Source organism: Agrobacterium sp. fls2-241-TYG-188a (genome assembly GCF_030209845.1).
On record NZ_JARVRD010000001.1, the window covers coordinates 1,249,272 to 1,271,102 of the forward strand.

Below are 21,831 nucleotides of genomic sequence, written 5' to 3' on the forward strand. Positions count from 1 at the left end.
ACACCTATTCAACGAAGACCCTGACGCTGGTGGCTCTGCCATCTGCGTCGATGACGGTAAGAGTGGAAAAGCCCTGCCCTTCCGGCACCCATTCGCTGCTGCGGCGGCGGGTTGGCTGTGGCAGGGGCTTGCCATTGGCCAGCCAGTGAAATGGGGCACGTCCGCCCTGCAACTTCAAAACCAAGGGCGCCAGCGCGCCATCCTGGCTGGACAGTTCGATGCGGGCACCCTCCGGCGGATAGACGATCTGCGGCGATGGCTCACGCCGCGAGGCCGACAAAAGCCCACCCGAGGTGACGCTGAAACGGCGCTGGTTTGCGGGCAGGTCCCGGTAGACAAGCCGGGAAACACCCGGCGGTGGCGGCTGAAACGGCGTGATGGCGACACCTGATCTGGCAAAGGCTTCAAACAGGATGGGGGCTGCGGACGCATAGCCGGCAAGACCCGGAACGGAGCCATTATCGGCACGCCCGGCCCACACGCCAATGACATGACGTCCATCAAAGCCGACCGACCATGCATCACGATAACCGTAACTCGTGCCCGTCTTATAGGCGATGCCGCGTTGTTTCATGCCGAGCGGCGGCAGAACGTCGGAGAGGACATCGGTAACATTCCAGACTGCTGCCCTTGAGAATAGCGGATCCACATCCAGCCTCGCGGGGCGTGCGCGCACTCCATCTCCAAGCTGCACGGGCTGGCCGCCATTGGCAAGTGCGGCATAGAGCTGGACGAGATCCACCAGCGACAGGCCGACGCCGCCAAGCGCAATGGCAAGCCCCGGCGCTTCTGCCTTTGGCAACACCATCTGCACCGAGGCACGGCGGAAGCGCACCATAAGCGCAGCCGGGCTGACGGCATCCAGCAGGCGCACGGCGGGTACATTCAAGGACAGTTGCAGCGCCTGACGAATGGAGACATCGCCCTGATACTGCATGTCGAAATTCCGCGGCCTGTAACCCGCAAAATCCGCCGGGCGATCTTCGATGATGCTTTCCTGCGCAACCAGACCATTTTCGAAGGCAAGGCCGTAGATGAAGGGTTTCAGCGTGGAACCGGGAGAGCGTACCGCGCGGGACATATCCACCCAGCCCCGGCGAGCATGATCGAGAAAATCCGAGGAGCCGACATCCGCAATGATTTCACCGGTGGCGCTATCGGCCATGATGATGGCAACCGAGACCCTGTCCCCAAGCTTTTCGGCGGAACGCTGTGCGAGAGCTTCAAGCTCTCTTTGGACAGGCAGGCGAAGCGTCGTGCCGATGCTCAACGCGTCGGGAGACCTGAAGCGCGCCGCCTGAGCCAGATGCGGTGCGAAAGACGGCAGGTCCAGCCGTTTTGCGGGAATGGCCGCTACAGAGGCGCGGGCGGCTTCACCCTGTCCCACGACCTGCGAGACGGCAAGGCGTTCCAACACGCGCTGCCGGGCAAGCGTTGCTGCCTGCGGAAAACGATCCGGGCGGCGCTTTTCAGGCAATTGCGGCAGCGATACCAGAAGGGCGGCTTCTGCCGTCTCCAGCCGCCGGGGTTCCTTGCCGAACCATGCGAGGCTTGCCGCGCGCACCCCCTCAAGATTGCCGCCATAAGGCGCGATGTTGAGATAGAGCTCAAGGATCAGCTGCTTGCTGAGCCGCCGCTCTATCTGCCAAGCCCGCACCATCTGCAGAAGCTTGGCATTGAGCGAACGGTCCGTGCGCGGCTCTATCAGCCGCGCGACCTGCATGGAAAGGGTGGAGGCGCCGGACACGATGCGACCGTTCGTTAGCAACTGCCATGCGGCGCGACCCAGCGCCTGAAAATCCACGCCGCCGTGATCGAAGAAGCGCTGGTCCTCATAGGCGACGAGCATTCGAACGAACTGCGGATCGACATCTGCAACCGAAGTCTTGAGCCGCCAGCGGCCCTGCGGCGTTGCGAAGGCACGAAGCAACCTGCCATCCGCATCCAGCACCTCCTGCGATACGAGGCGGGCGTTGCGCAGCGGCGGAGGATAGGCGCGGTCCAGCCGGTCAAGGCCATAGAGGACGGCTCCTGTCGCAACCGTGGCGACGACAAAGCCGCTGATGAACGCCCGCCACCTGATCATTGCTGCGCCGCGCGGACCTCCATGCGACCGGTTGCCGTGCGCGCGGAAAATTGCGGCCGGTACATATCTTCCACCGTCGCTGCCGGATTGTCGTAGGTGCCGGGGGTGACGGCACGCACGACATAGGCAAGGGTCATCTCGGACGCATCGCCTGCGGAACGGTCGAGAGCAGCCACAAAGCGGTCATAGCGGAATTCGGTATGGGCTGCCTGCGTTTCCGGCAACCAGTCGAAATTGCTCAAGGCTGCGCTGTTGACGAGGCTTGGATTGTCGATTTCGAAGCCGGACGGCAAGAGGTCCGTGACCATGATGCGCGATTGCCAGTCGTTTTTCGGCACGACATTCAGGACGACGACGTAGCGTTCATTCTGCGTGGCTTCGCTGATATTCACCTCTTCTCCATCCATGGAGTAGTAGGTTTTCTGGATATCGAAGCCTTCGCCGCCTGCAGGCAATGGCTGTGCGGGTGGCGCGACCGTGGTGACGACCGCCGTCACCGTATCCTTCGAGGCATTGACTATTTTGATGGGAGATTGCAGCAACTCGTCACCACTGACGCTTTTGCTATAGCCGCCCTGTTCCAGCGTGCCGTTGATATCCAGCCGCACATCCTTGTCTTCACCCTTCAGCGCGCGGGCGGCAAGCAGCATCCAGGCCTGTTCCTGCGTGCTGGTGTGCGGTTTGGCATCCCATGCCTTGGCAACCGTGCTGGCCAGTTGCGGAACGACCGCCGGTACCGGGCGGCTTTCTGCGGCAAGTGCGAGCGAGGCTGCGCCATCTCTCAAGGCCGAGCCATAGTCCGCCCGTGCGAGACTGACCCTGGCGGTGGCAGCCGCCATGCTGAGCGATGCGCCGAAGACGGATTTCGAGCGCGCCGCATCTCCATAAAGAGACAGGGCGGATGCCAGGTGCGCCTTTGCCAGTGGTGTTGGAAAATCATTCAGCGCCGTATCTGCGTAATAGCGCAGATCATTGATGGCGGCCTTGCGATTGCGGGCGAGGACGTAGAGCGAATAGGCGATCTCGTTGCCGCGATCCTTGACGTTGCTGTCATAGGCCAGACCGTTCTGCAGATTGGTGAGCGCCTGCACCATGGCGGTTTCAGGAACATCGAAGGATTGCTCCCGCGCCCGCGTCAGAAAATCGGTGATATAGGCGTCCAACCAGAGATCACCCTCTCCCGGAGCCCAGAGGCCAAAGCTGCCCGATGAGGACTGGAAGGACAGGACGCGATAGATCGCATCCTGCACCCGCTTGCGGATATCTGGATCGTCAGCGCCGCCGCGCTGCTTCATGAGTTCGGAGACATAAAGCAGCGGCAAGGCGCGGCTTGTGGTCTGTTCCGCACAGCCATAGGGGTATTTGTCCAGCATCATGACCAGCCCGGGAACATCGAAGGCAGGCGAGCGCGTGACATTGACCGCGACGGAGGAGCCGAGCAGCATACTGTCTGCCAGAAGATTTCCATCCACGGAAAGGCTGCTGTTGGGGGCGATCTGGATATTGCGCCTGACGGTGACAGGAAGGACGGCCGGGCGGACCGGAATGTTCAGCACCTGTTGCAGGGACAGCCCACTTGAATTGGCAAGCGTGATCGTAATCGCGCCATTACCGGGGTTCTCGCCCGTCAATGGCACGGTCAGCGATGTCTTGCCGCCCTTTTCCAGCGCAAGGCTTTGCGAGACTTCACCCTGATCGACCGTGAGCGCCATGTTGCTGGCGATGCCAAGCGTATAATCTCCCGCGGGGCCATCGGTATTGGCGATGTCGATCCGCATTTGCGAGACATCCCCGGGGCTGAGGAACTTCGGAGCGCTGGCCGTGACGACAAGTGGATCGCGGATGATGACATCCTGCTGGGCATGTCCGACACCGGTCTTACTCCATGCAACTGCCATGACACGTGCGGTGCCGTTGAACTGGGGGATATCGAACCGGACGACAGCCTTGCCTTCGGCGTCCAGTTCGACCGGACCAGCAAAGAAGGCGACCAGTTTTTCCTTTGGCGGGCTGCCTTGCAAAGCGACCTGACCGCCATCCCCGCCGGTGCGCAGGCGCCCCGTGGCACCAAGCGAGCCATCGATGAGGCGTCCGTAGAGATCGCGGATTTCAAGGCCCAGACGTCGCTGGCCGAAATACCATTCGTCTGGCTTTGGCGCTTCGTAACGGGTGAGATTGAGAATGCCGACATCGACAGCGGCGACGGTGACATAGGCTTTCTCACCCACACCGGCCCCTGAGACCTGCAACGGAATTTCCAAAGCCTGACGCGGCATGGTCTGTTTGGGAAGCGTGAGCGCAATGCCGAGCTTTCGCTCTGCCGGATCGACGCTCAGCCATTTGATGCCGATGGCTCGCATTGGCATACGGCTTTCCTGCGCATCGCCGGGGCGGAAAAGCGTGGCGGTGACATAGGAGCCCGCGCCCCATTCTTGCGTAACGGGAATTTCGACTTCACCGCCCTTGTCGCCAATCTCGACAGTCTGCACCGAAATCAGTTTTTCCGAACCCGATGTGACCATCAACTGCCCGGAATAGCGGGATGTGACCTGCAACCTGGCGGTCTCACCAATCTTGTAGCTCTGCTTGTCGAGCGCAATTTCCAACGCATCCGGCGTTTCCGTGGAGCTCGCCGAAACGAACCAGCCAGCATCGAACTCGACGCTTGAAGTTGGGCCATTGGCCTGCGCGCTCTCGACTTCCAGCCGGTAGCGGCCCCATGCGGCAGGGACGGAGATCTCGCCGCCATTCTGATCGACCGACAGTGTGCCGGTCTCAACCTGCTTGGTGTAGACGACCGGCTCATAGCGCCAGGAATTGCCCTGACGGTACCATTGATAATTGCGTTCGACCTTGATCAGTTTCCATGTGAGGCCAGCCATGGGCTGTTTCGCACCGTCTGGCCCAAGGGCGATGACGTGGAAGCGGCCAATGGAATTTTCGGCCAGATCGCCGGAAAATTCCGGCTTTATGCCGATCATCGCGCCTTCGGATTTGACCGGCAGGGTCAGGGACCGCTCAACCGCGCGGCCACCGGCCTCGCGCATTCTGACCGTGATATCGGCGGCCAGAAACTGGGTGGTGGAGGGCATGTCGGCAAGGGCGACATCAAACGTGGCCTTGCCGTTCTCATCCAGCGCTGGAAGCGCGTCGAGCGTCGTGCGGCTTTCCTCTTCCGTTTCCTCATCGGCCAAGCCGAACATGTAGCCTTCGAAGCCATCACGGATGCGCGTCGGCTTCAGCGCGACCTCGCCCTCAAGCTCAAGCCCGGCAGCGGGCGCGCCATAGAGATAGCGGCCATCGACCTCGATGGCGGTATCCGCCGCAGGGTCGATCTCCTTTGCCTTGCTGGTGAGATCAAACTCGGTCCGATCAGGCACGAAATCATCGACGAGGAAGGATTTCTCGCTGATGGCAGCGGCTTTTGGATCGGTATGGACGCGCATGGTCCAGGTGCCGCGCATGGCGCTTTCCTGCAGGGAATAATCGACCGTATGGCCACCCAATGCCTTGCCGTCGCTGACGAAGCGGCGATCCTCGACGCCATCGGGACGGGAGAAGATGAAGGTAAGCGGCAGGTTCTCGACCGCATTGCCCTCGATATCGCGCGCGAGAGCCGCTGCATGGACGGTCTCACCGGCGCGGTAGATGCCGCGCTCCGTCCAACTGAAGACATCGATGGCACCGGGCGCGGCCCGGCCCGTCACGCCACGGTCTGACAGATCGAAACCGGCGCGCGTCATATCCAGAAAGACATAATCGCCATCGCCGTTGCGCGCGGTGATGATGGCAGGCGCCTGACCGGCAGTACCGCGCATCAGCCCGGCAGAAAACATCGCGCGGCCCTGCGCATCCGTGGTTGCTGTCGCAAGCACCTCATTGTTCTTTGCCAAGAGCTGAAGCGCCACACCTTCCAGCGGCTTTGCGCTGCTGAGCGCACGGACGAAGACATTGAGCCCATCTGTGCCGGCATAGGTGGTGATGCCGGTATCCGACACGAGGAACCATTGCGTGGCGCGCGAATCCCAATTATCTGGCGCGGTGCCGGGCGGCACGGCGGTCAGCACATAGATGCCGGGCTTGCGTTGCGGCAGGGCCTCATCCACCGGAAAGGACGTGACGACATCCTTGTTCAGCTCGTTCTGGATATCGATGCCGCCCTGCCAGACCAGTTCGCCGATCTCGTTCTCGATGCGATCCGTGCCGTAGCCATCCATCTGCGTCAGGAACTGCGAACTGGTCAGCAGCGCCGTGATGTTGCGGTCTCCGACCCGGTACAGCTTGAGATCGGCGTGATCTATATTGACAGACACAAGCGGAATGCCGCGCCGCGCGGTGCCGGGCAGCACGAAATTTTCGCCCGTAAAGCGGACCGAACCGGACCTGTCGCGGACATAGACATCCAGATCGACCTGCTTTTCCAGCGGCTCATCGACCGAAGAGGGCAAGCCGGAGCGAAGCGCGATCTTGTAGCGCTGGCCATGCACAAGCCCTTCAACGCAGATTTCGCTTCCCTTTGCCTCAATGGCTTTCGGGGCCGCGCCATCCAGCGTGACGAAGGAGGAATAATCGACGCCCTGTTTGACCAGCGGTTCTGAAAACTGGATGCAGGCCCGTGGGCTGACACTATCCGTATCGACCGTATTGTTGGAAACGCGGAAGCCCTGGCGGGTGCGCAGATCGACATAGGCCGCCCGCGTCTGTGCGTCATCCGACAGGGCAAGGCTTGCCTTATAGGCATTGATCGCCGCCCGGTAGCTCTGCGTCTTTTCAAATGCCTGTGCGAGCACATTGAGCGCGGTGGTGCGGGCGCCAAGGGTGCGGCTCAACTGATAGGCATTGAGAGCCGCGACCACCGCCTGTCCTCTGATCTCATAATCATTTTCAGCAGCCATCGCCGTTTGCGCCATTTCCACCCAGACGGCACCGTCATCGGGATTGAGCGCCAGGGCAGACTTGTAGCTCTCGACTGCCTTTGGAACATCACGGGCGGCGACGAGCTGTTGTGCTTGCGCAAGGAAGGCCTCGACACCCTGCGCCTCATCGCCCTCTGCCGACGACAGTCCGGATTTCAAACGCCGGGCTTCGCGGTAGAGCGTGTCCTCCACAAAGGAAAGACGCTGTGGTGCGCCGATATCCGGCTCGCTTGCGACAGCCACGACCTTGCCTGCGATCGCCCCCGGGAAGGCGTTGAGCTGGTTGAAATCCGACTTCAGGAAACACCATTTTACCTTGGGATTATAGGTAAAGGCCTTGCAGGAGGTATCATTGAGGCAAATGGTTTCGCATTGGGGAAGGGAAACATTCTGTTCCGTGCGAAGATCGAAGCCGAAATAATCACCATTCTGCGTGGTGACGATTTTTCGCGACGCCTCTTGCGAAAGCGCAGGCTGCACGACGAGAGTGGCGGCAACGACAAAAAGACTTCCTAGAACAGCACGCATCGACATCAGGCCCTCCCCGGTATGCATGACGGGGGGACTCTGGTCGGATTTCAAATCGAAAGTCAACGCAAAGGACTATGCTTTTAAGCCATCGCGCAGATTTGCATCGCGACCGCCTTACCCTATGGCAGGGTGAGGCCCTCAGTCCTCAATATGGCGCGCCTCGGAAATCAGCATGATCGGGACGCCATCGCGGATTGGATAGGCGAGTTTTGCCTTTTCCGAGATCAGCTCAGCGTTTTCGCGGTCATAGGAAAGGCGCCCCTTGGTCAGCGGGCAGACGAGAAGATCGAGCAGCTTGGGTTCGACATTGCTGAGCTTCGTGTCCATGGCCCTCCCCTCTACTGCAAAGTGCTTCCGCCTTCGGCGCTGCCTTGGGCAAGGGCGATTTCGGTGATGGCAATCAGCGTATCGGCACGCGATTTCAGATCCGGCGCTTCCAGCAGAGCCTGTTTTTCAGCGGGACCGAAAGGCGACATCATGGACAGTGAATTGACAAGCACGCGGTTGCCCGCCCGCTCCACGCTCTCCCAATCCGCCTCCAGCTGATTGGCATCCAGGAAGGCACGAAAGACGCGCAGCAGGTTTTCGCGGTCCACGGCGTCTTCATCGTACTCTCCGGACAGATCGGAGATGAAAGGCGCATAACGGAAGGTGCGATAGGGGTTACCGTTGGAAACTTCCTCCAGAACACGGAAACGGCAGACGCCACTCAGCGATACGATGTAGCGGCCATCGCCGGTTTCAGAGAAGGAGGTGATGCGACCGATACAGCCAACCTGGCTGAGCGGACCCGCACCCAGGGCACCATCCGAACCCTGCAGGGCTGGCTGGATCATGCCAATGAGCCGATCGCCGGCAATTGCCGCATCGAACATGGCGAGGTAGCGCGGCTCGAAAATATTGAGAGGCAGCTGCCCTTCCGGCAAAAGCAGCACACCGGGCAGAGGGAAAACGGGCACCACGTCGGGCAGATCGGAGTCTTTCAGATATCTGGCATTTCCGACATGCATGGATCAATCCCTCTCTTATAGATACATCGCACCATGTTTACAGCGCGATACCGGCGCGTGAGCCTGTGCCATGGAAATGCCAGCACAGGTTTTACGCATCATCCTATAAATGTGGTCTGCGCCCATCAAGCGCAAGCCGATCCTCAAGAAAACAATATCGAAGACAGTTTCCGACGCGCCGTAACCGTTGCCGGGTCCTTGAAGCCCCAGCTTTCGAAGAACTCCACCAGCTGCTTGCGCGCGCCATCGTCTTCATAAGCGCGGTCCTTGCGCATCACGGTCAGCAACTGGTCGGCTGCGTCGTCGCGTCGGCCCTGCGCGTTGAAAATCTTGGCAAGCTTCATACGCGCATCGTGATTGTCAGGGTTGGCTGCAAGCTCCCGCTCCAAAGCAGCAGGATCACCCAGGGCACGGGCCTCTTCATATTGCGCCAGCTTCCTGGCAACAGCCTGAACCGCCGCGTCCGCCAGGAGGTCTTCCGGCACCGAGGCCAGGAGATCGCTCGCACGCTGATATTCACCCAGCGCAATCATGCAATCGGCAATGCCTGCGACACCGACCGGATTTTCCGGGTCGACCTGCATGACGAAGCCGAAAAGCTGAGCGGCACCCTGATGATCGCCATCGGCTAGCAGCTGCTTTGCTTCAGCCAGAGCCGCTTCGATTTCCGCAGCCGGATCATCAGCCGAAGGCCCGGCGATCTTGTCGATGAATTCCCGTATCTGGCTTTCCGGCACCGCACCCATGAAACCATCGACCGGGCGACCATCCTGAAAGGCGACGATGGCGGGAATGGACTGGATGCCCAGCTGGCCGGGAATGGACGGGTGGTCATCGATATTGAGCTTGACCAGCTTGACGCGGCCACCGGCTTCGTTGACGACCTTTTCCAGAACGGGGGTCAACTGCTTGCAGGGCCCGCACCATGGCGCCCAGAAATCCACCAGCACGGGCTGTCGACGGGATTCTTCCATGACGTCCTTCGAGAAGGCCGCCGTGGTCGTATCCTTGATGTGGGATGCCTCAGCACTCGCGGGCGCGGGCGTGGGCGAAGACGCTGGCGCGCCGCCGCCATATTGCACGGAGCCGGTCATGTGTCCGCCCATGGACGTTCCGTAGGGGTTGTTGGTTCCGCTCATTCAAGGTCTCCGTTCACTGCGCAGGATCTCGCCACTCACTGGCGCAAAGATCGTACTTTACTCGGTTACTTTCAAGACGAGCGGCGCATGACCCGTCGCTTCCAGAAAGCGAATGAGATCATCCCGGCCAATCGTCGTGGTTGCGTCGTTGGAGAGCGGATGGCCGTTGATGAGGTCATGTTTCATCAACTCGCTGTCCAGTACGAAGGTTACCTGGTTTCCCGTATCGTTGATGGCGCCGAAGACGGTAACGGAGCCTGGAACGACACCCAGATATTCCATCATCTTTTCCGGCCTGCCGAAAGACACCCTGCTCGATGCATCGATCACCTTATGCACCGTCTTCAGATCCACCGTTGCATTTTCCTCGACGGTGAGGACGAAATATCTGTCCTTCTTGTCCTTCACGAAAAGGTTCTTGGTGTGGCCGCCGGGAATACGGTCTCTCAGCGATTCCGACTCTGCGACGGTAAACACGGGCTCGTGCTCATAGGTCGTATGGGCAATGCCGAGCCCATCCAGCAAAGCAAAAAGGTCCTGCGCTGTCTTGGTGGATTGCTCGCTCATATCGGCTTTCTCGCATCAATGGATTCGTCACTCTGTGCCATTGTCATTAGGCCCTCAAAAGCCCTTTTGCAATGCGGCTTGAGATTTCTTCATCAAAAAAATCAAATGATTTCCGTTACTTGTCCTGTTTTTTGCTTTTTTCTGCACCTTTTTGTCATTTCCCTGTTGCATTTAAAAAGCGGTTGAGCGATATAGCCCTCGTCGCCGCAACGCAGCGACCCGCGGTTCAGCGAACTACCCCGAACCAGCGGATTATGAGCGGGTGTAGCTCAGGGGTAGAGCACAACCTTGCCAAGGTTGGGGTCGAGGGTTCAAATCCCTTCGCCCGCTCCAATTTTCCTCAGACGAGAAAAATTTGTCCTTGGCCCGAGTATCGGGCCATAATTTCTAGACTATTTACTCAGTGCTTGAGCTTGCTTCGGGTCATCGAGCAAACACGTCTCGGCGAAATTACTCCAGCCTTTCTGCTTCGGTTTGTCTGCCTGCCTGGGTCTTCTGTGAGCGCTGCGACCGCACGATGAGCACGGTCGCGACTGATAGCGTTAGCTGCCCAGACGCTGCTCTGCCAGCTTTACCCAATAGGACAGGCCGTAGGCGATGGCTTCGTCGTTGAAGTCGTATCCGGGATTGTGCAGGCCTGCGGTTTCGCCATTGCCAAGGAAGATGAAGGCGCCAGGGCGCTGGTTCAGCATGTAGGAAAAATCCTCGCCTGCCATGGAGGGATCGACGTCCGGATCGACATTCTTGTCTCCTGCGACTTCGCGGGCGATACGAATGGCATGGTCGGTTTCGTCGGCATGGTTGACGGTGACGGGGCAGTATCGCTCATAGACCGCCTCGGCTTCTGCGCCATTGGCTGCGGCAATGCCTTCGGCGATCTGCTTGATTCGAGCCTCGGCCATATCGCGCACGGTTTCATCCAGCGTGCGGACCGTGCCGGCGATCAGGGCTTCATTGGGAATGATGTTGTGGCTGGAACCGGCCTGAAAACGGGTGACGGAAACGACGATTGAGCGGATGGGATCTGCGTTGCGCGAGGCGATAAGCTGCAGGTTGGTGACGATCTGCGCGCCGATGGAAATCGGGTCCACGGTGCGGTGCGGCTGGGCCGCATGGCCGCCACGTCCTTTGACCACGATGGAGAATTTGTCCGGTGCAGCCATGATGCCGCCCTTGCGAATGGCAAACGAGCCAAGCGGAATACCCGGCATATTGTGCATTCCATAGACTTCATCGATCTTGAAACGATCCATCAGGCCGTCTTCAACCATGGCAAGGGCGCCTGCACCACCTTCTTCGGCGGGCTGGAAGATGACGGCCACGGAGCCCGCGAAATTGCGTGTTTCCGCCAGATGCTTTGCTGCACCCAGCAGCATCGCCATATGTCCATCATGGCCGCAGGCGTGCATCTTGCCCGGCACTTTCGATGCCCATTCCTTGCCGGTTTCCTCGACAATGGGAAGCGCATCCATATCCGAGCGCAGACCGATGGTGCGGCCCTTGCCGTGCCTGCCGTGGATGACGCCGACGACGCCGGTGCGGCCAATGCCTGTCACGACCTCATCGACGCCGAAGGAGGAAAGCTTTTCTGCAACAAAGGCAGCCGTCTCATGCACATCATAAAGAAGTTCAGGGTTCTGATGAAGATGACGCCGCCACTCGCTGGCCTCTGCCTGCAATTCCGCCGCTCTATTCAATAAAGGCATTCATTTATTCCCGATGTTCCATTCCAGACCTGACAAAGCGCACCCCTGACCGGTGGATATTGCGCCGCATAATTGACGCAATCAATGGAGTTTGCCATTGCTAGGCCATATATGGTGAATATTGCAAATTCCGAAACAAGTTCGGGAATTCGAGGATACGTCTTGCAGGATAACTCCCCACGCCGCCGTGCCGCAGGGCGGTTTGTAAAAACCATTGCCGCGATCTCCGCCAGTGTTATGGCCATGACGTCCGTAGCACACGCCAACCCCAAGATGGTGGTTGATGTGCGCACCGGCAAGGTGATTTCGCATCAGGAAGCGTTTCGCAAGTGGTATCCTGCTTCGCTGACCAAGCTGATGACCGCCTATCTTGCCTTCAGCGCGATGAAAACTGGCAGGCTGAGCCCGACGACCGAAGTTGTCATGAGCAAGAAGGCAGCCGACCAGCCCGCCAGCAAGATGTATTTCAAGCCGGGCTCCAAGCTGACGCTGGACAGCGCGCTGAAGCTGCTGCTGATCAAATCCGCCAATGACGTTGCCGTGGCCATTGCCGAAACGGTTGGCGGCAGCACCGAAAATTTCGTGGCCCAGATGAATGCGCAGGCGGCCCGCCTTGGCATGTCTTCGACGCGCTTCATCAATCCCAACGGCCTGCCCGGCAAGGGACAATATACCACCGCACGCGATCTTGCCCTTTTGGCGCTCATCCTGAAACGGGAATTTCCCGAATATGCCGGATATTTCTCGCTGGAAGGTGTCAGCACCGGCAAGAAGAATTACGCCAACTACAACATGCTGGTGGGCCGCTTCGAGGGTGCTGACGGCATGAAGACCGGCTTTATCTGCGCCTCCGGCTTCAACCAGGTGTCCTCGGCATCGCGCAATGGACGCCAGGTCATCACCGTGGTGCTGGGTGCAGACAGCCTTGCCGGACGCACCGACCAGTCTGCGGATCTTCTGCAGATGGGCCTAACCTCTCCCTCCGGCCAGGGCACGTCGCTGGCATCGCTGGCTCCCTATGGCGACACCGAGGGCGTCAACGACATCAGCGCGGCGATCTGCAACCCCAAGGCCGCAAAGGTGCGCAGCGAAAGCCGCGACGAGGCGGGACGGATGATCATCAAGTCACCTTTCGTGCAGGAAATGAGCCGTCCGCCGGTTTACTCCTATGCGGGTCTCATTCCCGGCAGCGAGACCGTTGCCATCAACACGGCTACCAGCCCGGCGACAGGTCCTGCTGCCAAGGGCAGCCCGGCCAATGTGCCTATCCCCATTCCACGCCCGGCATTTTAAGGCCGGCCGGCAGCGGTTCGCATCATCAGCGAGCCGCATTTGCTGCAAATGACGCTTTCTTGCCAGCCGATTGCTGATATAAGACCGCATCAAGATGTAATGTTCTAACACTACAGGTCGCCTCATGGCACTCGATCGTATTCCGGTTTCCATCATCACGGGTTTTCTCGGCGCGGGAAAATCCACGCTGCTCAACAGGCTGCTGAAAGACCCTGCCATGCAGGATGCCGCCATCATCATCAACGAGTTCGGCGATGTCAGCATCGACCATCTGCTGGTGGAACGGTCCGGTGACGGAATCATCGAGCTGGCGGAAGGGTGTCTGTGCTGCACGGTACGTGGCGAACTGGTGGACACATTGGCGGAACTGATGGACGGGATCCAGACGGGAAAGCTGAAACCGGTCAATCGCATCGTGATCGAAACCACCGGCCTTGCGGATCCGGCACCGGTTATGCAGTCCATTATCGGCAATCCCGTGATTGCGCAGAACTTCTCCCTCAATGGCATGGTGACCGTGGTGGATGCGGCCAATGGCGCGGCGACGCTGGATCGTCACCCGGAGGCGGTCAAGCAGGTGGCAGTTGCCGACCGGCTGGTATTGACGAAGCGCTCCCTGGCGGAAGAGGCACAGGTGGCTGCGCTGAAGGAAAGACTTTCCGCCCTCAACCCGCGCGCGCCTGTTGAAGATGGCGATGCCGAGGATTGGTCGGCGGTGGCGCTTCTGGAGAACGGACTTTACGACGCAGGCAACAAGCTTGGCGATGTCTCGCGCTGGCTGGGCGACGAAGCTGCGCATGACGATGGGCACCATCATGGGCATGATGAGCATGGGCATGGGCATCATCACCACCATCATCATGATGACGTAAACCGGCATAATGCCTCGATACGCTCTTTTTCCATCATTCACGACAAGCCGATCGACCCGATGGCGATCGACATGTTCATCGATCTGCTGCGCTCCGCCCATGGCGAGAAGCTTCTGCGCATGAAGGGTATTGTGCAGCTTTCCGACAATCCCGACCGGCCGCTGGTGCTGCATGGGGTTCAGTCGATCTTTCACCCGCCGCAGCGTCTTGCCGCATGGCCAGACCCGGCGGACCGACGCACGCGCATGGTGCTGATAACAGACGGTCTGCCGGAGGAGTTCGTCAAGGACCTGTTCGGGGCCTTTATCGGCTCCGTGCGCATCGACAAGCCCGACCGGCAAGCGGTGGTGGACAATCCGCTGGCGGTTCCGGGAATGCGTTTCTAACGCCTCTGGCGTTCAAGCGGAATGTGTCAGTGTCCGCACATAATTAAAGCCGAGCACGGCAGCACCGACGAGGCCTGGCTCGACCGTGCACTGCGCCTTCACGACAAGAGGGCGTGAAAAGCGCCTGAGAATTCGGGATCTCACGGCCTGATCCAGCGCTTCGATCAGGGCCGGCGCATTGGACAGGCCCCCGCCTACAGGTACGATCGTAGCGCCGGTGACATTGACCACCAGCGCCAGCGGGCCAGACAGCATGTCGATATAGATATCGATGGTGCGGCTCGCGCCGGCCTCGCCGGCCTGCCATTTTTCGACAATCTCCTCGGCGAGCAATTGCTCTCCCGTCAGATGTCGGTGCAGCTTTTCCATGCCGCGCGCGCTGCAGATGGCATCGAGACAGCCTTCCAGTCCGCATCCGCAGGCAAAGCGCGGCAGGTCCACCGGGGGATTTCCCGCGCGGGTGGCGGCAACGGGGGCGTGGCCCCACTCCCCCGCAAAGCCGCCTGCGCTGTTGATGAGCTTGCCATCGATGACCAGTGCGCCGCCGACACCGGTGCCGAGGATGACACTGAACACGACGCGATGACCACGGGCAGCGCCGACACCATATTCAGCCAGCGCACAACAATCCGCATCATTGGCGATGAGGACAGGCAGCCCAAGCGCCGCTTCCAGATCCGCTTTCAGCGGTCTTTGATGGGCACAGGGAATATTGGCGATGAAGGATTTATCCGTATCTGGATCGATGATGCCGGTGATCGACAGCGCGACACAATCCGGGGCGCCGCCGATGCTGGCGATTTCGGACTTCAACACCGCAACGAAGGCATCGAAATCCTGCGTCGGTGTCTTGCGCCTTGGAAGGGGGCGAACGTCATCCAGCGCATGGGCGGCAGCACCCTTGATGGCGGTGCCGCCAATATCGAAGCAGACGATCAAAGCAAGGCTCCCTTCCAGATTCGGAGACCTTATGCCAGATAACGCTCCGTAAGTCTCGCCCACATAGCGGCACCGACGGTGAGGCTCGCATCGGCGAAATCATATTTTGCACTGTGCAGGATCGCCGAATTCATGCCGTTTCCAAGCCGCAAGAAGCTGCCGGGCTTATGCTCCAGAAAACACGCGAAATCCTCGCTGCCGGGAATGAGGTGGCAGGTCGAGACATTGTCCGAGCCAATCAGCTCTTCTGCCACGGCGCGGGCGAACTCTGTTTCCTCTTCCGAGTTGACGACAACGGGATAGCCACGTTCGTAATCGATCTCGACGGAGGCTCCGAAGCCTTCGGCAACCGAATTGGTAAGCTTTGTAATTCGCTCCTGCAAAAGATCGCGAATGCCTGCATCAAACGAGCGAATGCTGATCGCAAGCTTGGCATATTCAGGAATGACATTGACCGCCTCTCCCGCATGGATGGTGCCGACGGTAACGACGGCGGTCTGGGTGGGATCGATGTTGCGGGCGACCACGGTCTGAAGGGCAACGACCAGATTGCACGCGACGACAACGGGATCGATGGTCAGGTGCGGGCGCGATGCGTGACCACCCTTGCCCTTGATGGTGATTCTCGCCGTATCGGCCGAGGCCATCATCGGGCCGGACCGCAGGAGAAGCGCACCCTCCGGCGCGCCGGGATGGTTGTGCAGGCCGAAGATGGCGTCGATGGGAAAGCGTTCGAACAGGCCGTCATCGATCATTCTCTGAGCGCCGCTCGGACGCCCCGATTCTTCAGCTGGCTGGAAGATCAGCGTGACGGTGCCATTGAAACGTCGCGTGCGGGCCAGATGCTGCGCGGCACCGAGAAGAACCGTGGTGTGACCATCGTGACCGCAGGCGTGCATCTTGCCGGGCACCGTGCTGGCATAGTCAGCGCCGGTTTCTTCCAGAATGGGCAGCGCATCCATATCCGCACGGATGCCGATGCTTTTCTTGCTTTCACCCACCGTCAGCCGTGCGACAACGCCGTGGCCGCCGACATTGCGGGTGACCTCGTAGCCCCAGCTTTCCAGCTTTTCCGCAACCATACGCGCTGTCTGCACTTCTTCGAAAGACAGTTCCGGATGGGCGTGCAGGTAACGCCGCGTCTCTACAAGTTCGGCCTCCAGATCGGCAAGATCGGACACGCGTGTATAGGCATTGTCGAGCACTGTCATGGGAACTCCAGTCGGATGAAGCAGGCACGCGAAAGGAGCGCGCCGCAATTTCGGTAACGGGCAATGCCCCGACGATGGCGGGGCATTGCTGCGATTGGATCAAAGGAAGCGAGACAGGAATGCCTGCGTGCGCGGATGCTGCGGATTGCCGATGACATCTTCCGGCTTGCCCATCTCCACGATATGGCCGCCATCCATGAAGACGACGCGATCCGCCGCTTCCTTGGCAAAGCCGATTTCGTGGGTAACGACGATCATGGTCAGACCCTGCCGGGCAAGATCGCGCATGGTCGCCAGCACTTCGCCCACCAGTTCCGGGTCAAGCGCCGAGGTCGGTTCATCAAACAGCATCAGCTTGGGCTTGATGGCTAGCGCACGGGCAATGGCCACGCGCTGCTGCTGGCCGCCGGACAGTTGCCGGGGATAATTATCCGCCTTGTCCGACAGGCCGACCTTTTGCAAAAGCTCCCGGGCATAGGCTATCGCCTGCGCCTTGCTTTCCCCGTGGACGCCGATGGGCGCCTCGATGATATTCTGCAAGGCCGTCATATGCGGATAGAGATTGAACTGCTGGAAGACCATGCCGATATTGCGCCGTTGTGCGGCAATGGCATTTCCCGACAGCTTTATCAGCTTGTCCTTCTTCAGCTGGTAACCGATCTGCTCACCATCCACCTCGATGGAGCCGCGATTGATGGATTCCAGATGGTTGATGCAGCGCAGGAAGGTGGATTTTCCCGAGCCGGAAGGACCCAGCACGACGACGACTTCGCCGGGAAAGACATCCAGATCGATGCCTTTCAGCACCTCAAGCTGATCGAACGCCTTGTGGACATTGCGCGCCCGAACCAGCGGCTGCTTGTCTTGAACGGGAGTGATCACGGCGTTGCCTCCTCATGCACGGTGGGCGCCTGAGCGGTGGCGGTGCGACGGTCGCCCCGGCCATAATAACGCTCGATGTAACCCTGGCCGATATTGAGAACCGAAGTGATGAGCAGATACCAGATGACCGCGACCATCAGCATCGGCACAATTTCGAAGGTGCGGTTATAGATGGACTGCACCGAATAGAGCAGATCGGCCATGGCGATGACGCTGACCAGCGATGTCGCCTTGATCATGCTGATCAACTGGTTGCCGGTGGGCGGCACGATGGAGCGCATGGCCTGTGGAATGATGATGCGCCACAGAGCGCGGGCCTTGGTCATGCCGAAGGCTTCCGCCGTTTCCGACTGTCCACGATCAACCGACAGCAGACCACCGCGAATGATCTCGGCCATGTAGGCGGCTTCGTTGAGCGCAAGCCCGACGATGGCGGCTGTCATCGGCGTGATGACCGAATTCGTTTCCCAGCTGACAAGCGTGGGACCGAAGGGGATGGCGATGGAGATTTCCGGAAAGAGCGTGGAGAGATTGTACCAGAAGATGAGCTGGACCAGCAGCGGCGTTCCCCGGAAGAACCAGACGAACAGCCCGGAGAGGGAACTGGCCAGCACATCCTGCGACATGCGGGCAACGCCGAGCAACAGGCCCAGCACAACGCCGATCAGCATCGCAACGACGGTCAGTCCAAGGCTGACGGACAATCCCTGCATGACGGTTGGATCGAAGAAATATTGGGCAACGACCGGCCATCCGAAGTTTTCGTTATTGGCGACGATCCAGGCGAAGTTGGCGGCAATCAGCAGCGTGATGAACCACAATGTGGCGCGGCCGGTCTGAAACGGGCGATGGGCATTGGCCACATCGCGCGGGTCCGCACCGCCTGAAGGCGATGCGGTCTCTGCGTTGGCGACACTCATTTCTTTTCAACTCCCACCAGATTGATACCCGGTGTCTTGATGGTGTTGTTTTCCAGGCCCCATTTTTTCATGATGACGTCATAGGTGCCGTTATCGATGAGAACCTTGACGGCATCCCGCAGGAGTTCGCCCAGCGGAGAGCCCTTTGGCACGACGGCACCCTGGAACAGATCGTCAAAGCCGTTCTTTTCGCCAATACCGGTCAGCTCAAGCTGTCCATTGGCCTGGGAAACGAAATAGGTGAGCGGTGCCTGCGATGAGAAGAATGCGTCGGCGCGCTTGGAGCGGACCGCCAGAATGGAGCTTGGCTGGTCGGTGTAGGACTGAACCTCGACCGGCTTCTTGCCATCGGCAACACACTTTTCCACCTGCGCCTTGATGACCTTTTCGGCCGATCCGCCAGCCATGACGGCGATGCGGTTGCCGCAGGCCGTATCTAGCGAAACGATGCCCTTGGGGTTGCCCTTCTGGACGGCGAAGACGACGAATTCCTGCACCCAGTCAACGAAGTCGTTGGCTTCCTGACGTGTCTTGAAATCACCAACCGGACCGAAGGCAAACTGGTAGCGACCGGAGTTGACGCCCGAAAGCAATGCGGGCAGACCGCCGACGGTGGCGTGCTCAATCTTGACGCCGAGAAGCTGTCCCAGAGCTTCCGTCAGATCGGCGCTGGCGCCGGTCATTTCCGTTCCGGTGACGATTTCATAGGGAGGAAAGGAGCCGTTATTGACGGAGACCATCTTGCCTTCGGTGCGGATTTTCTCCGGCAGACGGGCGTTGAGTTCCTTGTTCATCTCCTGCTTCGGTATGGCGGCGTCCTGCGCCATTGCCGGTGCGGCCAGCATCAGGCCGAGAAGAGCGACGGATGTGATGAATTTCGATTGCATGGAATTCCCCTTTTTGTTCAACGCGAAATAATGTCGTGTCCGCAAGGCCGCGTCAGCGGCTGGCGGCCTGGCTTGGAAACAGATCGGCGGGAGACAGAAGCCGCGGCAGGATTTTCTGCTCATGCAGCTCCTTTGCAAAATCACCGATCATCTTTTCATTGGCCGCAAGCCCGTTCAGGTTCCACGAAGGAGAAAGATCGGCAGCGCAGCGGCGCAGCTCATCAATCATCCAGGGTGTCGTATCGGCGTATTTCTCTCTTTTTTCCAGCCACATGCTCTGCGATGCGTCCAGAAGATCGCTCAATTCATCCATGATCCACGGATGTTCGCGCACAACGCCCGCCTTGAAGCCGATGAGATGCATACCCGGCACGTAGCCGACATCGTTGAAGTAACTGACTTCGGCGGAGCGATAATCGTCCAGAACCTGTCGCAGCGCCGAATCCTTGTCGAAAAACCCTTTCGGCATGAAGGGGGTGAACACGGCATCCAGCCCGCCTTCCAGCAGAAGATCGACCATGGGTCGCTCTCCGGGCACCGCCTCGATGCGGCCTGGCCTGCCAAAACCGTCCAGCCGGTCGGTAATGGGGTGATCCTTCGTCAGGCGTCCGGCATACCACATCGCGTCTTCAACACCGACACCTTCGCGGCGAAGGGCTGCGCGGGTCCATGTGTTGCCGGAATCCCGCCAGCCGGTAACGCCGATCTTCTTTCCTGCAAGGTCCGACAGCTGACGAACCAGGCTGTCCTTGGCAGTGATAATGCAGCGGTGCCGGAAGCCGCGCATGATGAAATTGGGCACACCAACGACCGTTTCATCCCCGTCATGCCGCATCTGCGCATAACGGCTGAAAGACATTTCCGCGGCGTCGAACAGAGGATCCGTTCCGACATTGGAAATGAGGGTGCCGACGCGGTCTACAACGACCTTCAGGCGGGGCGAGGATACATCTCCGAGAACGAGAGGGGTCATATAGTCCCAGTCACGGAGTGCGAGGCGAAGCGTTACGGTCATGCACATGCTCTCAAAAAAATCTCGATAAGAAAAAGTTAAATGTTCAAATTACAAACATCAAATGTTATTACGTTATTGAACATTTAAAAAGGTGAATTTATGGACGATCTCTACTCCGCCAAGTGGCTTGCTGAAAAAATAGGCGATCGGAGCATTCGCGGCATTGCACTGGAAACGAGTGCCCTCATCCGCGCGGGCGTTCTGCCGGTGGGCACCCGCCTGCCCTCCATCCGCGATCTGGCCTATGAGCTGGAGATCAGCCCGGCGACGCTTTCAGAAGCATGGGCTGACCTGAGGCGTCACAAGGTGATTACCGGGCGTGGCAGGAATGGAACATGGGTGAGCGGCGACCGCTTTGTGGCCAAGCCGGAGCGATTTGCGAGTGCCGGCAATTACGGACCGAACGCGCTGGATCTGACCCTGGCCGTGCCGGACCCTTCACTCCTGCCACCCTTGGCACAGGCGCTGACCCACGCCGCAAGGGTGGAAAAGCTCAATGATTACGAGCGGGTCCGGATCATCCCGGAGCTTCATGAGGCGGCGCTTGCGCGCTGGGCTTATGAGCCGGAGGCCTTTCTGGTGACCAATGGCGGCTACAACGCCGTCTATACAGCCATCCGCGCACTCGTTTCACCGGGCTCAGCGGTTGCCATCGAAAATCCGACAGCCATGCGGCTGCTGGATATTCTCGAGGATTTTGGCGTCAAGATCATTCCTGTTCTGTGCGATGAGCACGGACCAACGCCGCAGTCCCTTCACGCCGTCCTGCAGCAGCGCCCGACCGCCTTCCTGTTTCAGCCACGCCTGCATTCCGTGACGGGACAGACCGTCAGCCCTGACCGGCTGGCGGAACTGGGCGATATCCTCGATGGCACCGAGACCCTCATTATCGAAGATGACGGGCTGGGCGATATTGCCGGCATTCCCACTCAATCTCTGGGTGGACGTTTTCCCGAAAGGACGATCCACATCGTTTCCTATTCAAAAACCCTGGGACCCGACTTGCGGCTGGCGGTGCTTTCCAGTTCTGCATCCATTGTCGAGCAGATCCAGTCCTACCGGGCATTCAGCGCCGGATGGACAAGCCGCGTGTTGCAAAGCGCCACGGCATGGCTGCTACGAGAGCCGCACAGTTTCGACATGGTGGCGAAGGCGCGCGCGATCTATCAGCAGCGGCGCGATGGGCTTGCCGATGCGCTCAACTGTCGGGGTGTGCCGGTTTCCGCCGGCAGCGGGCTTTGCCTGTGGTTGCCGGTTGCCTCCGAGGGTTTTGCCACCGTAACGCTGGCGGCGCGCAACATTGCCATCAATCCCGGACGAAAATTCTCGCTTTTGCCCGGCGATTATATTCGCGTGGCCACATCTATGCTTGGCGAAGACAAGTGGGACAGCGTTGCCGATGCGATTGCGCTGGCAAGCACAGTGTGAGGTAGCAGGGAACCAGCAGCGCCGCATGTAGTTCCCTGTTTCT

General features: G+C 59.6%; 16 protein-coding genes and 1 tRNA gene. 4 read left to right on the forward strand and 13 right to left on the reverse strand.

Annotated features, from left to right (window positions below):
- Positions 1–4 precede the first annotated feature (4 nt).
- The 6 genes from pbpC to QRN85_RS05415 form a co-directional block, all read right to left on the reverse strand.
- Positions 5–2,086, reverse strand: a complete 2,082-nt coding sequence (pbpC, locus tag QRN85_RS05390) for a penicillin-binding protein 1C (RefSeq protein WP_284756966.1) — start codon at positions 2,084–2,086, stop codon at positions 5–7.
- Complete coding sequence (locus QRN85_RS05395) at positions 2,083–7,536, reverse strand: alpha-2-macroglobulin family protein (RefSeq protein ID WP_284756964.1); 5,454 nt, start codon at positions 7,534–7,536, stop codon at positions 2,083–2,085. The genes pbpC and QRN85_RS05395 overlap by 4 nt, the downstream gene beginning before the upstream one ends.
- A gap of 135 nt (positions 7,537–7,671) precedes the next feature.
- Positions 7,672–7,860, reverse strand: a complete 189-nt coding sequence (locus QRN85_RS05400) for a Trm112 family protein (RefSeq protein ID WP_062590162.1) — start codon at positions 7,858–7,860, stop codon at positions 7,672–7,674.
- Between the two features lie 11 nt (positions 7,861–7,871).
- Complete coding sequence (locus QRN85_RS05405; RefSeq protein ID WP_162723276.1) at positions 7,872–8,543, reverse strand: LON peptidase substrate-binding domain-containing protein; 672 nt, start codon at positions 8,541–8,543, stop codon at positions 7,872–7,874.
- A 143-nt stretch (positions 8,544–8,686) separates the two neighbouring features.
- Positions 8,687–9,682 (reverse strand): thioredoxin, encoded by a 996-nt coding sequence (gene trxA / locus QRN85_RS05410; protein WP_284756960.1) that lies wholly within the window; start codon positions 9,680–9,682, stop codon positions 8,687–8,689.
- Between the two features lie 57 nt (positions 9,683–9,739).
- Positions 9,740–10,249, reverse strand: a complete 510-nt coding sequence (locus QRN85_RS05415; RefSeq protein ID WP_113218463.1) for a prolyl-tRNA synthetase associated domain-containing protein — start codon at positions 10,247–10,249, stop codon at positions 9,740–9,742.
- A gap of 258 nt (positions 10,250–10,507) precedes the next feature.
- Here QRN85_RS05415 and QRN85_RS05420 point away from each other — a divergent pair.
- A tRNA-Gly gene (locus tag QRN85_RS05420) sits at positions 10,508–10,582 on the forward strand.
- Positions 10,583–10,791: 209 nt separating this feature from the next.
- On the opposite strand, the gene QRN85_RS05425 is transcribed toward QRN85_RS05420, so the two are convergent.
- Positions 10,792–11,955, reverse strand: a complete 1,164-nt coding sequence (locus tag QRN85_RS05425; protein WP_112960621.1) for a M20 aminoacylase family protein — start codon at positions 11,953–11,955, stop codon at positions 10,792–10,794.
- 237 nt (positions 11,956–12,192) lie between these two features.
- On the opposite strand from QRN85_RS05425, the gene QRN85_RS05430 reads away from it, so the two are divergent.
- Positions 12,193–13,248 carry a D-alanyl-D-alanine carboxypeptidase family protein gene (locus QRN85_RS05430; protein WP_284757240.1) on the forward strand — a complete coding sequence of 352 codons (1,056 nt, stop codon included), beginning with the start codon at positions 12,193–12,195 and terminating at the stop codon, positions 13,246–13,248.
- Positions 13,249–13,372: 124 nt separating this feature from the next.
- Entirely contained in the window at positions 13,373–14,506 is a 1,134-nt protein-coding gene (locus tag QRN85_RS05435) for a CobW family GTP-binding protein (protein ID WP_284756957.1), read from the forward strand.
- Between the two features lie 12 nt (positions 14,507–14,518).
- On the opposite strand, the gene QRN85_RS05440 is transcribed toward QRN85_RS05435, so the two are convergent.
- From QRN85_RS05440 to QRN85_RS05465, 6 genes are all read right to left on the reverse strand, one after another.
- Positions 14,519–15,445, reverse strand: coding sequence for an ROK family protein (locus QRN85_RS05440; RefSeq protein WP_284756956.1), 927 nt, complete (start codon positions 15,443–15,445; stop codon positions 14,519–14,521).
- 29 nt (positions 15,446–15,474) lie between these two features.
- Complete coding sequence (locus QRN85_RS05445) at positions 15,475–16,656, reverse strand: M20 aminoacylase family protein (protein WP_284756954.1); 1,182 nt, start codon at positions 16,654–16,656, stop codon at positions 15,475–15,477.
- 99 nt (positions 16,657–16,755) lie between these two features.
- On the reverse strand, positions 16,756–17,535 hold the full coding sequence (locus QRN85_RS05450; RefSeq protein ID WP_062590209.1) for an amino acid ABC transporter ATP-binding protein: 780 nt from the start codon (positions 17,533–17,535) through the stop codon (positions 16,756–16,758).
- Positions 17,535–18,458: an amino acid ABC transporter permease gene (locus tag QRN85_RS05455; protein ID WP_112960625.1), complete on the reverse strand. Its 924-nt coding sequence runs from the start codon at positions 18,456–18,458 to the stop codon at positions 17,535–17,537. Before QRN85_RS05455 ends, QRN85_RS05450 begins: the two co-directional genes overlap by 1 nt.
- Complete coding sequence (locus QRN85_RS05460) at positions 18,455–19,345, reverse strand: ABC transporter substrate-binding protein (protein WP_113098729.1); 891 nt, start codon at positions 19,343–19,345, stop codon at positions 18,455–18,457. Before QRN85_RS05460 ends, QRN85_RS05455 begins: the two co-directional genes overlap by 4 nt.
- A 52-nt stretch (positions 19,346–19,397) precedes the next feature.
- The gene (locus tag QRN85_RS05465; protein WP_113098730.1) at positions 19,398–20,360 is read right to left on the reverse strand and encodes a substrate-binding domain-containing protein; all 963 of its coding nucleotides are present in this window, start codon (positions 20,358–20,360) and stop codon (positions 19,398–19,400) included.
- Between the two features lie 99 nt (positions 20,361–20,459).
- Here QRN85_RS05465 and QRN85_RS05470 point away from each other — a divergent pair, with 99 nt between their 5' ends.
- Positions 20,460–21,788, forward strand: a complete 1,329-nt coding sequence (locus QRN85_RS05470) for an aminotransferase-like domain-containing protein (protein ID WP_113098731.1) — start codon at positions 20,460–20,462, stop codon at positions 21,786–21,788.
- The last annotated feature ends 43 nt before the right edge of the window (positions 21,789–21,831 follow it).

Coding starts and splice junctions, on each gene's coding strand:
- pbpC (WP_284756966.1), bottom strand. CDS start 2,086: ATGATCAGGTGGCGGGCGTTCATCAGCGGCTTTGTCGTCGCCACGGTT.
- QRN85_RS05395 (WP_284756964.1), bottom strand. CDS start 7,536: ATGTCGATGCGTGCTGTTCTAGGAAGTCTTTTTGTCGTTGCCGCCACT.
- QRN85_RS05400 (WP_062590162.1), bottom strand. CDS start 7,860: ATGGACACGAAGCTCAGCAATGTCGAACCCAAGCTGCTCGATCTTCTC.
- QRN85_RS05405 (WP_162723276.1), bottom strand. CDS start 8,543: ATGCATGTCGGAAATGCCAGATATCTGAAAGACTCCGATCTGCCCGAC.
- trxA (WP_284756960.1), bottom strand. CDS start 9,682: ATGAGCGGAACCAACAACCCCTACGGAACGTCCATGGGCGGACACATG.
- QRN85_RS05415 (WP_113218463.1), bottom strand. CDS start 10,249: ATGAGCGAGCAATCCACCAAGACAGCGCAGGACCTTTTTGCTTTGCTG.
- QRN85_RS05425 (WP_112960621.1), bottom strand. CDS start 11,955: ATGCCTTTATTGAATAGAGCGGCGGAATTGCAGGCAGAGGCCAGCGAG.
- QRN85_RS05430 (WP_284757240.1), top strand. CDS start 12,193: ATGGCCATGACGTCCGTAGCACACGCCAACCCCAAGATGGTGGTTGAT.
- QRN85_RS05435 (WP_284756957.1), top strand. CDS start 13,373: ATGGCACTCGATCGTATTCCGGTTTCCATCATCACGGGTTTTCTCGGC.
- QRN85_RS05445 (WP_284756954.1), bottom strand. CDS start 16,656: ATGACAGTGCTCGACAATGCCTATACACGCGTGTCCGATCTTGCCGAT.
- QRN85_RS05455 (WP_112960625.1), bottom strand. CDS start 18,458: ATGAGTGTCGCCAACGCAGAGACCGCATCGCCTTCAGGCGGTGCGGAC.
- QRN85_RS05460 (WP_113098729.1), bottom strand. CDS start 19,345: ATGCAATCGAAATTCATCACATCCGTCGCTCTTCTCGGCCTGATGCTG.
- QRN85_RS05465 (WP_113098730.1), bottom strand. CDS start 20,360: ATGACCGTAACGCTTCGCCTCGCACTCCGTGACTGGGACTATATGACC.
- QRN85_RS05470 (WP_113098731.1), top strand. CDS start 20,460: ATGGACGATCTCTACTCCGCCAAGTGGCTTGCTGAAAAAATAGGCGAT.